The 12,825-nt window shown below is 60.4% G+C and carries 13 protein-coding genes; all 13 read right to left on the bottom strand.

The features are described 5' to 3' along the window. Positions 1 to 83 precede the first annotated feature (83 nt). On the bottom strand, positions 84 to 704 hold the full coding sequence (locus KUIN1_RS08635) for a phosphoribosylanthranilate isomerase (RefSeq protein ID WP_004408280.1): 621 nt from the start codon (positions 702 to 704) through the stop codon (positions 84 to 86). A 61-nt stretch (positions 705 to 765) separates the two neighbouring features. Continuing rightward, positions 766 to 1,590 carry a tRNA pseudouridine(38-40) synthase TruA gene (truA, locus tag KUIN1_RS08630; protein WP_004408281.1) on the bottom strand — a complete coding sequence of 275 codons (825 nt, stop codon included), beginning with the start codon at positions 1,588 to 1,590 and terminating at the stop codon, positions 766 to 768. Positions 1,591 to 1,749: 159 nt separating this feature from the next. Then, positions 1,750 to 4,584: a FimV/HubP family polar landmark protein gene (locus tag KUIN1_RS08625; RefSeq protein ID WP_152091939.1), complete on the bottom strand. Its 2,835-nt coding sequence runs from the start codon at positions 4,582 to 4,584 to the stop codon at positions 1,750 to 1,752. A gap of 109 nt (positions 4,585 to 4,693) precedes the next feature. After that, positions 4,694 to 5,707, bottom strand: a complete 1,014-nt coding sequence (locus KUIN1_RS08620; protein ID WP_152091938.1) for an aspartate-semialdehyde dehydrogenase — start codon at positions 5,705 to 5,707, stop codon at positions 4,694 to 4,696. A gap of 85 nt (positions 5,708 to 5,792) precedes the next feature. Further along, entirely contained in the window at positions 5,793 to 6,353 is a 561-nt protein-coding gene (locus KUIN1_RS08615; protein WP_024639330.1) for a DUF1285 domain-containing protein, read from the bottom strand. Positions 6,354 to 6,374: 21 nt separating this feature from the next. Further along, complete coding sequence (locus KUIN1_RS08610) at positions 6,375 to 6,977, bottom strand: DUF4823 domain-containing protein (protein ID WP_152091937.1); 603 nt, start codon at positions 6,975 to 6,977, stop codon at positions 6,375 to 6,377. 123 nt (positions 6,978 to 7,100) lie between these two features. Then, positions 7,101 to 7,763: a TetR/AcrR family transcriptional regulator gene (locus tag KUIN1_RS08605; protein ID WP_003368424.1), complete on the bottom strand. Its 663-nt coding sequence runs from the start codon at positions 7,761 to 7,763 to the stop codon at positions 7,101 to 7,103. Positions 7,764 to 7,909: 146 nt separating this feature from the next. After that, on the bottom strand, positions 7,910 to 8,563 hold the full coding sequence (locus KUIN1_RS08600) for a LysE family translocator (RefSeq protein ID WP_011267155.1): 654 nt from the start codon (positions 8,561 to 8,563) through the stop codon (positions 7,910 to 7,912). A gap of 304 nt (positions 8,564 to 8,867) precedes the next feature. Further along, positions 8,868 to 9,653, bottom strand: coding sequence for a TatD family hydrolase (locus KUIN1_RS08595; RefSeq protein ID WP_004408301.1), 786 nt, complete (start codon positions 9,651 to 9,653; stop codon positions 8,868 to 8,870). Between the two features lie 14 nt (positions 9,654 to 9,667). Next, positions 9,668 to 10,024 (bottom strand): PilZ domain-containing protein, encoded by a 357-nt coding sequence (locus KUIN1_RS08590; protein ID WP_003409617.1) that lies wholly within the window; start codon positions 10,022 to 10,024, stop codon positions 9,668 to 9,670. A 34-nt stretch (positions 10,025 to 10,058) separates the two neighbouring features. Beyond that, on the bottom strand, positions 10,059 to 11,045 hold the full coding sequence (locus KUIN1_RS08585; RefSeq protein ID WP_024643099.1) for a DNA polymerase III subunit delta': 987 nt from the start codon (positions 11,043 to 11,045) through the stop codon (positions 10,059 to 10,061). Continuing rightward, complete coding sequence (gene tmk / locus KUIN1_RS08580; RefSeq protein ID WP_024639326.1) at positions 11,038 to 11,670, bottom strand: dTMP kinase; 633 nt, start codon at positions 11,668 to 11,670, stop codon at positions 11,038 to 11,040. Before tmk ends, KUIN1_RS08585 begins: the two co-directional genes overlap by 8 nt. 19 nt (positions 11,671 to 11,689) lie before the next feature. After that, positions 11,690 to 12,823 carry an endolytic transglycosylase MltG gene (gene mltG / locus KUIN1_RS08575; protein WP_004408308.1) on the bottom strand — a complete coding sequence of 378 codons (1,134 nt, stop codon included), beginning with the start codon at positions 12,821 to 12,823 and terminating at the stop codon, positions 11,690 to 11,692. Positions 12,824 to 12,825: the final 2 nt, after the last annotated feature.

The following is a 12,825-nucleotide window of genomic DNA, read 5'->3' as shown; positions in this document are numbered from 1 at the left end:
GGCACCACCGCTTACTCGATTCGACCCGCGTGCCTCTTGGCGCGGACAGGCTTATGGACGGCGGCCGATCAATAGCCGTCACATCAGGTGCCGTGCACCGCACTCATGAACGCCAGGATCTTCTCCCGATCCTTGATGCCCTTGCTCTTTTCAACGCCGCCGCTGACATCCACTGCATAGGGCCGGACCTGAGCGATGGCCTGCGCCACATTGGCCGACGTCAGCCCGCCTGCCAGAATGACCGGCTTGTCCAGGTCGTCCGGAATCAATGCCCAATCGAAGGTTTCTCCGGTACCGCCGGGCACCCCTTCGACGTAGGTATCGAGCAGCACGCCGCGTGCATTGCGATAGGTCCGGCAGACCCCGGCAATGTCATCACCGGCCTTGACCCGCAGCGCCTTGACGTACGGGCGATGATACCCATCGCATTCCTCGGGTGTCTCATCGCCATGAAACTGCAGCATGTCCAGCGCAACCGCATCCAGTGTCTCGTTGAGCTCGCAGCGACTGGCGTTGACGAACAGGCCCACCGTGGTGATGAACGGCGGCAGCGCGGCAATAATGGCACGCGCCTGCAATACCGTCACCGCACGCGGGCTTTTCGGGTAGAACACCAGGCCGATCGCGTCGGCACCTGCCTCGGCGGCAGCCAGTGCATCTTCTATGCGGGTAATCCCGCAGATCTTGCTGCGAACGGCTGACATGTCGTGAGTAACCTCAGGCCTTTCGGAAAGTCCCGGATGTTAGCAAATGCGGCCCGGATCGTCAGCCGTCCAATTCCGCAAAGCCCGTAAGAAAATGGGGGCCGATATAGCGCTCGGGCAGCGGGAATTCATCACGGTACTCAACCCCGACCAGATACAACCCGTAAGGATGGGCCGTGACACCACCGGTGCGCCGAATCCGGCTTTCCAGCACCTCCCGCGCCCACTCGATCGGTCGCTCTCCGGTACCGATGGTCATCAGTACACCGGCGATATTGCGCACCATATGATGAAGAAAGGCATTGGCGCGCACATCAATGACGATCATCTTGCCGTGACGGGTCACGCGCAGATGGTGCAACTGCTTGACCGGCGACTTGGCCTGACACTGACCGGCGCGAAAGGCGCTGAAATCGTGAGTACCCACCAGATATTCGGCAGCCTGCGCCATGCGCTCGACATCCAGCGGGCGGTGGTTCCAGGTAATTTCCTGGTTCAGGTGCGCCGGACGGATCTGATCGTTGTAGATCACGTAACGATAACGCCGGGCAATGGCCTTGAAGCGCGCATGAAAGGTGGCGGGCATGACTCTGGCCCAGGTGACACTGACATCATGGGGCAGATTGATATTGGCGCCCATGACCCAGGCCTTCATGCTGCGCTCGGCCTGGGTGTCGAAATGCACCACCTGACCGCAGGCATGCACGCCCGCGTCCGTGCGACCGGCACACATCAGTGAAACCGGTGACGCGGCCACTTTTGACAACGCGTCTTCAAGGGTTTCCTGCACGGTCAGCACGCCGGACGCCTGACGCTGCCAGCCGCAATAGCGCGAGCCCTTGTATTCAACGCCCAGCGCGATTCGGGAAAAGCCCTCGGCCGCCATCTCGGCGGCCGGGTTATCTATATTCGCCAAAGTGGTACAGCCTGTCGGTTCGCGAAAAGTCGGCCATTATACGGCCGCAAAAAAAACACGCTACTCAAGCGGGACATCTGAAATGCAAACGGCCGCATAAGCGGCCGTGTGAAGGTTGCCGGGGTTGAATCAGGCCAGCCGCGAAAGCATCTCCCGCGCTTCGCTTTTCTGACCGTCATCGCCCTCGGTGACGACCTCATCAAGAATATCCCGAGCGCCGTCCGCATCGCCCATGTCGATGTAGGCACGCGCCAGATCGAGTTTGGTCGCCGCTTCGTCAGTACCGGCCATGAAGTCGAAGTCCGGCTCGTCATCCAGCGCTGCCGCATCCTCGGCAGTGAATCTCGGCTCATCGAGCGGCGGATGCTCAAGATTCTGCGAAAGACGCTCAAGCTCGGCATTGACGTCATCGATTTCAGTCGCGAACGCCTGACTTGCCTGATCGGTCTCAATCTCGTCCGCCAGCGACAGGTCGAAATCCTCTGGAAGCTCCAGGTCATCACTGACCGGCGGTACAGGCGAGGTTTCACCCAAATCCAGTGGATCCTCGCCAAGACCGAGCAGGAAATCATCTTCGCTCTTGAGGGCCGGGTCTTCCTCGGACAGATCGAGGTCGAAGTCGGCAAGGTCTTGCGGCGTTGTCGCTGCACGGGCCTCTTCCTGCTGCTGCATGACCGACTCGAAGCTCAGCTCTTCGTCATCGGCTACCGCCGATACCTTGGGCTCGTCGAGCATCAGGTCATCGATGTCATTCACAGTAGAGACTTCAGGCACAGACGGTTCTTCGAACTCGTCCAGGCTCAAGTCAAAATCGTTATCGAACGGGTCTGCCTCTTCAACAGGCTCTGCGGCCAGCGGCGCGACTACTGCCGGCTCAGGTTCAGGTGTAGCAACAATTTCGGGCTCGGGCTCGGGCTCAGGCTCGGCATCCTGCTCTGCCGCATCATCGGCCAGCAGTTCTTCGAGATATTTGGCATCAAGCTCTGCAACCAGTGCGGCTGTTGTAGCCGCCGCGGCGGCTGCAGCGACGGCAGGAGCAGCCGATGAGGCTTCAGAAGCCAGCGGCGCAGCAACAGGTGCCACCGGCTTCATGGTCGAGTTAAGTTCTTCCCGCTGCTCGACCTCAGCTTCAAGCTTTCCCGCAGCCACCAGTTTACGTTCGTGGGCGGCATAGGCTTTGTTGTTACCCTGCTCGGCGTAGATTTCCATCAGTTTCAGACGGATATCGTCGCGCTTGGGGTCTTCGTTGACGGCTTCTTCCAGCAACTCGATCGCCTGATTCATACGCCCGTAAGCGATATGGATCTCGGCCTGAACCAGCGGATCGGCAGGACGTTCACGACCGGCAGCGGCGGCTGCGGCGCCGCCCATACGCACGTTGGGCGGCGGCACATCAAGCCCGTCGAAGCTGGCGGGCGGTGCATTCATGTCCATGTCAGAGACGAAATCAGACTCCTCGGCCAGCGCACGTGCCATGCGCTTGTGCTTCTCGGCCTCGGCCTTCGCCGCACGACGACGCGCCAGGAACAACAGCAGCAAGGCCAGAATCAGCAGTACCGCACCGCCGATCAGGCCAAGCAGCACAGGGTTGTTGATGATTTTCTGCAGTGCATCCTCATCCTCGTCAGTTGCAGCAACCGGCTCCACCGCCAGCGGCTGCTCTGGCGCCGGCGTCGCAACTTCGGCAGCACCTGCAGGCAGCGCATCTTCAGGCGCGATCTCGCCGGCCGGTTTGACCGGCGCACCGTTAGCGTCGACCAGCGAGGCAGGCACTGCCGCATTGGCAGGCGTCGCGACATCAGGAGTGGCGGCAGGAGGAGGCACGGCGGCGCCAGCGGCCTGCATCTTGGCCAACTGACCGTTTTTCAACTCGACCAGACGCTGCAACTTGTCGAGCTGGCTTTGCAGGTCGTTCATGCGGCTTTTCAGCTCGGCATTGTCGCGACGTGTGGTATCCAGCGCTTCCTGAGCCACGGCCAGCTTGTTGCCAAGGTCACCGTCGCCCGCCGCACCTTTCGCCGCAGGCTTGCCGCTTGCCGAAACCAGGCTGAGGTTGTCGGAGGTATCGACTTTGGAAGGCGCCGCGCCCGCACGGTCACGACGGGTAGCATCGACCTGACGGGTACCGGCCGGCAGACGGCGACCTTCACGCCAGGCGCTGTATTGGCGGGAAACTTCTGCCACTGCCTGTGATTGCGGCAGCGCGGTGGTCTGTTGCGGCGTTGGAAGACGCAGCACCTGCCCCTTTTTCAGGCGGTTGATGTTGCCACCAATGAACGCATCCGGATTCAACGCCTGAATCGCCAGCATGGTTTGCTGGACAGTCCCGCCCGTACGCACCTTGGCAGCGATTTCCCACAAGGTGTCGTTATTGGCGGTGACGTACTGCGACTGCTTGTCGGCGGCTGGCGGCGGCACTGCGGCTGGGTTGGCAGCCGGTGCCGGTGCCTCGGCTGCCGGCGCTTCTGCCGAAGGGGCTACTGTTGCCAGTTGCGCAGGCGCGGCGGGCGCGGCAGCGGGGGCCGGGGCCGGGGCAGCGGCCGCAGCGGCTGCCTCGGGAGAGAATTTCGGCGGATCGAGCAGAAGGCTGTATTCACGCAGCAACCGGCCATTGGGCCAGAGCACCTGAACCAGAAACTTCACATAAGGCTCGCGCACCGGCTTGCTGGATGTAATGCGCAGGACACTTTTACCGCTGGCATTGATAACCGGGGTAAAGGTGAGATCGTTGAGAAATGCCTGAAGGGTCACCCCCGCCTGCGCGAAGTCGGCCGTGGTGGCCAGGCTGGGCACAACTTGCGTTGCGTTGAGCCCCTGAGCCTCGGTCAACTCGATTTCCGCTACCAATGGCTGATTCAGGGTCGACTTGACCGACAATTCCCCGAGCCCCAGCGCCTGCGCCATACCCGATGACAGCGCTGATGCCGCAGCGATTGCTAATACCAGTTTACGAACCTGAACCATAGCCCATCCCTTGTTTAAAGATTCCCCGAGATCCGGGGAGGTAGTCCTGCATTTGGGTGTAAGGCGTATCGCCGCTAAAACAATTATTCAAATTGTTGCCAAGTATCTTTTACACATAGTCTTTTATCAACAATTCGCCAACCTGCACAGCGTTGAGCGCAGCGCCTTTGCGCACATTATCCGAGGTCAGCCACAGATTGAGCTGCTCGGAATCGTCGGTTCCCGTCCTGACGCGTCCCACATAAACCACGTCCTGGCCCACCGCATCGCCCACCGGCGTAGGGTAATCACCCGCATCGACCAGTTCGACCCCGTCTGCAGACTCGAGTGCAGCATTGACCGCCGCCACGTCGACCGCTCCGGCCGTGCGCAGCGCTACAGTGAAGCTGTCACCAAAGAACACCGGTACCTGAATGCAGGTCGCAGACACTTTGAGCGATGGCAGCGCCAGCAGTTCGCGCAATTCTTCGACCAGACGCCTTTCCAGCGGCAGGTGCCCCGACACATCTGGAGTACCCACTTGAGCCAGCAGGTTGAACGCCATCTGGCGATCAAAAAACCGGGTTTCCAGCGGACGGACATTCAACAGCTCGGTGGTCTGACGTGCCAGCTCACTGACGCCTTCACGCCCCAGTGCCGATACCGCCAGACACGCCGTTACCGTCACCGACTGGATATCGATCAGGCCGCGCAACGGCGCCAGAGCCAGGGCAACCGCAGTGGCAGAAGCACTTGGGCTGGCAACCAGACAGGGAGCGACGCCACGGCTGTGCAAAAGCGTAGCATTTATTTCCGGCACCACATTCGGCGCCTGGGTTGAGGTAAATGTCCCCGACAGGTCGATGACCGTGCACCCCGCCGCTACCGCCTTTTCGGCGTGACTGCGACTGACCGCAGGCCCCGCAGCGAAAAACGCCATGCGCACCGTGCTGAAATCGAATTCGTCGACTTCACGTACGCGCACATTCTTGCCTCGAAACGGCACCGAGTGGCCTGCGGACTCGATGCTGGCCAGCAGGTACAGATTGCCCACCGGAAAATTGCGCTCCTCCAGAACCTGCACAACGGTTTCGCCGACAGTACCGGTTGCGCCGACTACGGCGATATCAAAGGACTGGCTCATGCAAAAACCTCAGGAAAATCAGGGAGCGGCACTTTAACCGCCGCATTGCCGACAGGCAATTCAAGCCGGCAATCAGGTGTGTATTTCAAGGCTCGAGCCCTATCGGGAAGAACACGCCATGGCTCCAGACGCCCAGCCAGCGCTGTCCGTCCATATCGCGGGAAACGGCCAGCTCGACCAACTGATAGAAAACATTGCGGTGAATCAGCGCTTCCAGATTGCTCCGCACGTGAATGTACGGCGCCGGTTCCTGGGTATCAGGGTCGGTGACAACCCGCAAAGGGTGTTCCGGTCCCGCTTCGCTCTGATCCTCTACATTGGTCAGAAAGCGCAACACCTGGCACTCGCCCTCCCCCAGCACCTCAAGGCTGACGGCGACAAAAGGCGCGTCATCCACCGTGATGCCGACCTTTTCGACGGGAGTGATCAGGAAATAGTCATCGCCGTCACGGCGCATGATGGTCGAGAACAACCGAACCATCGGTTTGCGGCCGATCGGCGTGCCCAGGTAATACCAGGTACCGTCGCGGGCGATACGCATGTCGATATCGCCGCAGAAGTCCGGATTCCACAAATGAACAGGCGGCAACCCTTTGGTTTTGGGGATCTGCGCGAACAGATCACCCGCCTTGTTTGAATCGGTCACTCCATTCTCCTGATGCGGGCCCTAGCGTTCGACACCCAATAAGGTACGAGCGTAGTCCTCAAGCGGCGGACCCAGCAAATCCTCGGGGCTTTTGTCGTAAAGCGTCAGCAATCCGCCACGGCTGCGAATGCGTGCGCTGTCGATCAGGTAACGGGTCCCGGTCTCGATCAGCATCAGCTGAATGACACCGCTGTCGACACCCAGACGGTCCACCGCTTCCTGATCGGCCCATTGATCGACATTGCCGATGCGGTCGTCAGCCTTGGCGAAACGTGCATAGAGCAAATAATGCGCGCCCGCAGCACGCGCCTCGACCATGGCTTCATCCAGCCCGAGCGGGCCGCGGGCACGACGGACCATCGGGAAGTACTCGATAAAGCCCTTGAAGGCTTCTTCAGCCACCACGTTAGGCCGCGGATAGACGTTGCCCGGCGGTACGAAGGCGCCCTGAGCGATGTAAATGAACGAGTCAGGCTGCACGCGCCAGTTGGCAGTACGACGGGTTTCGCTATGGTCAAGCAGACCCGCATCGCTGAATTGCTCGCGAACACCTTCGCCCATGTCACTGACTTTCATGCAGCCACTCAACGCCAGAAGCGCGAGCAGCATAACCAGGCTACGCATTATCCCCTCCCAAATACCGGTGACGGAAAACCGGCGAATGGTCGTCGGATGCAGCTTCCGCGCCATCTCTGGCGCAGCCGACGCCAAAGCCTTTAAGCTGATGCTCAAGACCGGGGCGGCGCGTTATTCGGCGGCGGGATCTGGCGTGGGTTCGGCGCTGACGTCGCCGTCGCGCTTGCGCTTGTTGCCCATGCGTACGCCGATGTCCATGAGGAAGTGGAAGAAGCCTTCCTGGTCTTCCAGCACGTTGCTCCAGAACGGCGAGTGATACAGCGCAACGGCGCCATGTACCAGCGCCCAGGCAGCGCAGTAATGGTAGTAAGGCGGGACATCTTCGAGCTTGCCTTCGCTGATGCGGCCTTTGATCAGCAGCGTCAGGTGTTCGAAGTTGGAGGCGCGGATCTTGTGCAGCTCTTCGACCAGCTCAGGCACCTGATTGCCCTTGACCACCTTCTCTTCCAGACGGTCGAACAGACGATAGCGCTGCGGGTCACGCATACGGAATTCAAAGTAGGCGCGCGAGAGCGATTCCTTGTCCTTGTCGACGTCGGCCGAATGCAGCAGCTCGTTCAGGTCCCGCTCGTAGTCGAGCATCAGGCGCAGGTAGATTTCCGCCTTGGACTTGAAGTGCTTGTAGATGGTGCCTTTGCCAATGCCGACGGCGTCCGCGATCATCTCGACAGTGACGCTGTCTTCGCCTTGCTCGAGAAACAGCTTTAGCGCGGTGTCGAGAATTTCCTGCTCACGGCGGCGAAATTCACGGACCTTACGAGGTTCTTTCTGCATAGAGAGGTCTGTCAGGATCGAAATCGAAGCCGGGTATTATGCCCAATCGGCGCTAAATTGCACGGTTCATCCATACTTGTCGACCTGCATGAACGATTCGCACCGGTCAGCCCGGGCGCCCGATACCGTTCCAGTGCGGTGGCAACCTAGTGCGCCGGCAACGCTGGAGAGGCAACGACAAACTCCAGATAACCCGTGATCACCACATACAACGTGAAGTAGGCAAAGATCAGCGCCGAGGCAATGTATGACCAGCGCAACATTCGTTCGCCCATGAATCGCCCACCCTGATGAGCCAGCGCACACAGCGAGGTCGACCAGACCACGCCCGCAGCGACGAACCCGGCGAGAAAGGTCGAAGCGCTGACAAGATCAGAGCCTTGCCGGGCAATCAGCGCCCCGCCGACTGCGGCGAACCAGAGGATGGCGCTGGGCGAGGACATCGCCAGAAAGATCCCGCGCAGGAACAGCGCCAGGCTGGATTTTTCCGATTCAACCTTCTGACTGTCGAGACCGGTGCTGACGGTAGTGGCACTGATGATCATCCTGAAGCAGAACCAGGCCAGCACTGCTGTGCCGCCAATCCACAGCACGTAGCGCACGGCTTCATATTGCAGCAGCACGGCCATGCCGAGCATCGCCAGGATTGCGTAGGCCAGATCACCGACGCAGGTTCCCAGCCCCAGCCAGAGCCCCCTGGAAAAACCGCGCTGCATGGACAGCGTGATCATGGCGATGTTGGCCAGACCAATGTCCAGACACAAGGACAGACTCAGCAGAAAACCGTTGGAAAACTCCACCCCACCACTCCATGACTGCAGCGCCCCCGCATTTCGCCCGATACAAAGTGTTCATCGAGCACTCAAGGAGGGCTTTAGTATTCCAAAACTGTTTAAAAAACGATCAAAAGACACTGGACGCTACGCCGTCCTGAACAATACTTAAGCTGCTGACGCGTCATCATTCCCCAAATGACTCGGCAGTAGAGGTGCCAAAGGACTCGCGCGCCTTTGTTTTACTCCTAATGGTCTTGACCCGGCTTCACCCCCCAGAATCCGGGTTTTTTTTGCCTGCGATTTGTCTGCCCGCGGATTTGAGCATCCGTCAGCGCTGAACGTGCGCCAGCGGAAACAGGCGGGCAAAGTTGGCGGTGGTCTGCTCGGCAAAGTGCTCGTAGGACTCGCCTCGCAGCATTGCCAGAAACTCGGCAACCTCACGTACGTACTGGGGCAGGTTCGGCTTGCCCCGGTAAGGGATCGGCGCGAGGTACGGGGAATCGGTCTCGACCAGCAGACGATCGGCGGGCACCTGCCTTGCAACGTCGCGCAGGGCATCGGCATTACGAAACGTCACGATGCCGGACAGCGAAATGTAGTACCCCAGGTCCAGCGCGGCCTTGGCCATCTCCCAGTCCTCGGTGAAACAGTGCAGGACACCGGCGTGGGGCAAGGCAGCCTCACGCAGCAGGCTGAGCGTATCGGCACGTGCGCCCCGAGTGTGGATGACCACCGGTTTTTCAGTGATTCTGGCCGCCTCGAGGTGAACACGGAAAGACGCTTGTTGAATCTCGGCCGCTTCAGGTTCGTAGTGATAATCCAGACCGGTCTCGCCAATGGCCACCACCCGCGGGTGATCGAGTTCCTTGAGCAACCAGTCCAGGGGCGGCATTTCGCCGGGCTTCACGTCCAGCGGATGAATGCCCACCGAGCAATCGACATCCGCGTAGCGTTCGGCGAGTGCCTTGACCGCCCCCGCATTGTCGGCGCTGACACCGATGCAGAGAAAATGCCCGACCCCTCTGCCGCGCGCGGCGTCGAGTGCGGCATCCAGAGAGCCGTCGTGCTGGGCAAGGTCAAGGCGATCGAGGTGACAATGGGAATCTACAAGCATGGCTTAAAACACAACTACATCGTATGGGTTGGACGATCGGACTTGAGAGCGCCGACCAGGTGAGTTTCGATCAGATTGCGGGCGGTGTTGTCGCCGTCATTGAACTGCACGCCAACGCCAGCGGTGCGATTGCCCTGTGCGCCTTTTGGCGTGATCCAGGCCACGCGGCCGGCAACCGGAACCTTCTCCGGTTCGTCCATCAGATTGAGCAGCATGAACACTTCATCGCCCAGCTTGTAGCTTTTGCTGGTCGGAATGAACAGCCCGCCGTTTCTGATGAACGGCATATAAGCAGCGTAAAGAACGGATTTGTCCTTGATGGTCAGGGACAGAATGCCATTACGTGGACCTGTGCTCGGCGGCAGACTCATGACAACACCTCAACGGTTCCGGATAACGCAGAGTCTACGCCTGTCCCGGCAGGCCTGCCCACTGCACCAATAACGCTTCAAGCAGCAACACCCGATTGAGGTTGGCCTTGGACATGACTTTCTGGCGCTGCGCCAGAATCCAGTCCTGAATTTCCAGCACTTTGGCGCAAGAAGATTTTTGCGCCAGGTATTGAATGACCTTGCGCATGTCACCCAGGCCAAGGCCTTCCTCGTCCTGGGTCATCTGATAGCGCAGGATCAGGTGCGACCAGTCACAGAACCAGTCGAACAGCAATAACAGCGGAATATCCTTCCAGCCCTCGGCCAGCTGGGTAGCCGACTGTTGTTGCTTGAGCAGCTTCTTGACGCCGTCGACCACCAGCGCGCGCTGTTCGCGAACGCCCTGCGTGTGCAGCGCCACCGCAGCCAGCGGCGATCCGGCGGCCAGCGTCAGCAACTCGAAGCGTTCGTCCTGCGTGCAATCGGGCAATGCGCCGCTCAGCCAGTCGAGGCTCATCTGTTCGCCGGGCAACGGGCACGCCTGCTGCACACAACGGCTCTTGACCGTTGGCAGCAAGCGGCTCGGTTGATGACTGACCAGCAACAGAACGGTATTGCCTGAAGGCTCTTCCAGACTTTTCAGCAAGGCATTGGCCGCGTTGGTATTCATCGCTTCCACAGGCTCGACGAGCACCACCTTGCGCCCGCCCATCTGAGCGGTCTGCACCACAAAACTGACCAGATCACGCACCTGATCGACCTTGATCGGCTTGTCCGCCTCTTCCGGCTCGAGCACGTAGTTGTCAGGGTGGCTGCCAGCCGCCAGCAGCAGACAGGACTTGCAGTGTCCACAGGCATCAAGCCCTTCAGGGGTCTTGCACAACAGGCTGGCCATCAGTCGTTCAGCCAGAGCGCGCTTGCCGATACCCGCCGGCCCGTGCAGCAGATAGGCGTGAGCGTGCTGGGCGCGACCGGCCATCTGCTGCCAGAGCGACGCCTGCCAGGGGTAGGCTTCAGCCACGTTGCAGCTCCAGCAACTGAGGCAGCAAGGTGTCGAGGCAAGCCTGAACGTCGGCCAGAGTCTGTGCGGCGTCTACCAGGCGATAGCGCGCAGGCTCGGCCCTGGCCCGCTCCAGATAGGTGCTGCGCACAGCGTCGAAGAAAGCTCTGCCTTCCTGCTCGAAGCGATCCAGCCGACCGCGTGCAGCGGCGCGTGACAGACCGATCTCCACCGGCAGGTCGAAGACCAGCGTCAGGTCAGGGCGCAGGTCGCCTTGAACGAACTGTTCCAGCGCTGCAATACGCTGATGGGACAGGCCGCGGCCGCCGCCCTGATAGGCGTAGGTCGCATCGGTAAACCGATCACAGAGCACCACCTCGCCACGCGCCAGCGCTGGACGAATGACTTCGGCCAAATGCTGTGCACGCGCCGCAAACACCAGCAGCAGCTCGGTGTCGGCGCTCATGGCCTCGTCGCTGGGCGCCAGCAACAGCTCGCGAATACGCTCGGCCAGCGGAGTACCACCCGGCTCGCGGGTCAGCAGTACCTGAACACCCTGCGCACGCAATTGCGCCGCCAGGTAGTCACGGTTGGTACTTTTGCCTGCACCTTCCGGGCCTTCAAGAGTGATAAACAAGCCAGTCACAGGTCATCCTTAATCGTCATCATTGTGCATTCGGCTCGGACTGCGGCGCATCCGGAGTATCCGCAGGCACGCTTTCCGAAGGGGGCGAGTCAGTTACGGGTGCCGGTGTGGCAGGTGCGGCAGGTGCCGGGCTGGAGCGATAATCCGCACGGCGCTTGAGCTGATAATCACGCACGGCCGCGTTATGGGCATCCAGATCGTCCGAGAACACATGGCTGCCGTCGCCCTTGGCCACGAAATACAGACTGCTGCCGTCCACCGGGTTAAGAGCAGCATGAATCGCTTCACGCCCTACCAGCGAAATGGGCGTCGGCGGCAGGCCAGCGATCACGTAGGTGTTGTAGGGCGTGGCTTCCTTGAGGTTGGCGCGCGTCAACTTGCCGTTGTAGCGCTCGCCCATGCCGTAGATCACGGTCGGGTCGGTCTGCAACTGCATGCCCAGCTTCAGGCGACGCACGAACACGCCGGCTATCTGGCCGCGCTCCTGAGGTACGCCAGTCTCCTTCTCGACCAGCGACGCCATGATCAGCGCCTGGTAAGGGTTTGAATACGGCGCCTCTGGCGACCGCGCATTCCACTCCTCGTCGAGTACTTCTTCCAGACGGCTATAAGCCTGCTTGAGCAATTCGGCATCGGTCATGCCGCGCACGTAGCGATAGGTGTCCGGAAAGAAACGGCCTTCAGGCAACACATCGGGATGGCCTATTTTCGCCATCAGCTCACTGTCGGACAGACCTGCCAGCGTTTGATCGAGCTTGGCCTGTTTGGCCAGCGCAGCACGCACCTGGCGGAAATTCCAGCCTTCGACCAGCGTCAGGCTGTATTGCACGACTTCCTTGCGCTTCCAGACGTCGAACAGGCCTTTGACGTTCATCCCCGGCACCATGCGGTATTCACCGCTGTGCAGGGCCTGCCCGGACAGGTTGAAACGCCAGTAGAGACGCAACCAGAAAGCGTCCTTGATTACGCCATCGGCCTGCAATCGATTGAGTACGCCGGTCGGCGTCGAACCGGCCGGAACGTCCAGCAGTTGTTCCTGAGCCACCTCGAGCGGTTGGTTCAGCGCCTGGTACTGCTGCCAGAACGCAAAGCCGAACAGCAAACCTGCCAGGACAACCGCTGTTTCCAGCAACACCAATATTTTTCGGATCAAAA

It is taken from the genome of Pseudomonas sp. KUIN-1, from assembly GCF_009176725.1.
GTDB lineage: Bacteria > Pseudomonadota > Gammaproteobacteria > Pseudomonadales > Pseudomonadaceae > Aquipseudomonas > Aquipseudomonas fragariae.
This window is presented reverse-complemented; position numbering and strand designations above follow the sequence as displayed.

What these genes read in the sequence shown, in the direction of transcription:
- KUIN1_RS08610 (WP_152091937.1), bottom strand. Translation starts at nt 6,977, where the DNA reads ATGCGTAGCCTGGTTATGCTGCTCGCGCTTCTGGCGTTGAGTGGCTGC.
- KUIN1_RS08595 (WP_004408301.1), bottom strand. Translation starts at nt 9,653, where the DNA reads ATGCTTGTAGATTCCCATTGTCACCTCGATCGCCTTGACCTTGCCCAG.
- KUIN1_RS08605 (WP_003368424.1), bottom strand. Translation starts at nt 7,763, where the DNA reads ATGCAGAAAGAACCTCGTAAGGTCCGTGAATTTCGCCGCCGTGAGCAG.
- KUIN1_RS08620 (WP_152091938.1), bottom strand. Translation starts at nt 5,707, where the DNA reads ATGAGCCAGTCCTTTGATATCGCCGTAGTCGGCGCAACCGGTACTGTC.
- KUIN1_RS08590 (WP_003409617.1), bottom strand. Translation starts at nt 10,024, where the DNA reads ATGAGTCTGCCGCCGAGCACAGGTCCACGTAATGGCATTCTGTCCCTG.
- KUIN1_RS08635 (WP_004408280.1), bottom strand. Translation starts at nt 704, where the DNA reads ATGTCAGCCGTTCGCAGCAAGATCTGCGGGATTACCCGCATAGAAGAT.
- truA (WP_004408281.1), bottom strand. Translation starts at nt 1,590, where the DNA reads ATGGCGGCCGAGGGCTTTTCCCGAATCGCGCTGGGCGTTGAATACAAG.
- KUIN1_RS08625 (WP_152091939.1), bottom strand. Translation starts at nt 4,584, where the DNA reads ATGGTTCAGGTTCGTAAACTGGTATTAGCAATCGCTGCGGCATCAGCG.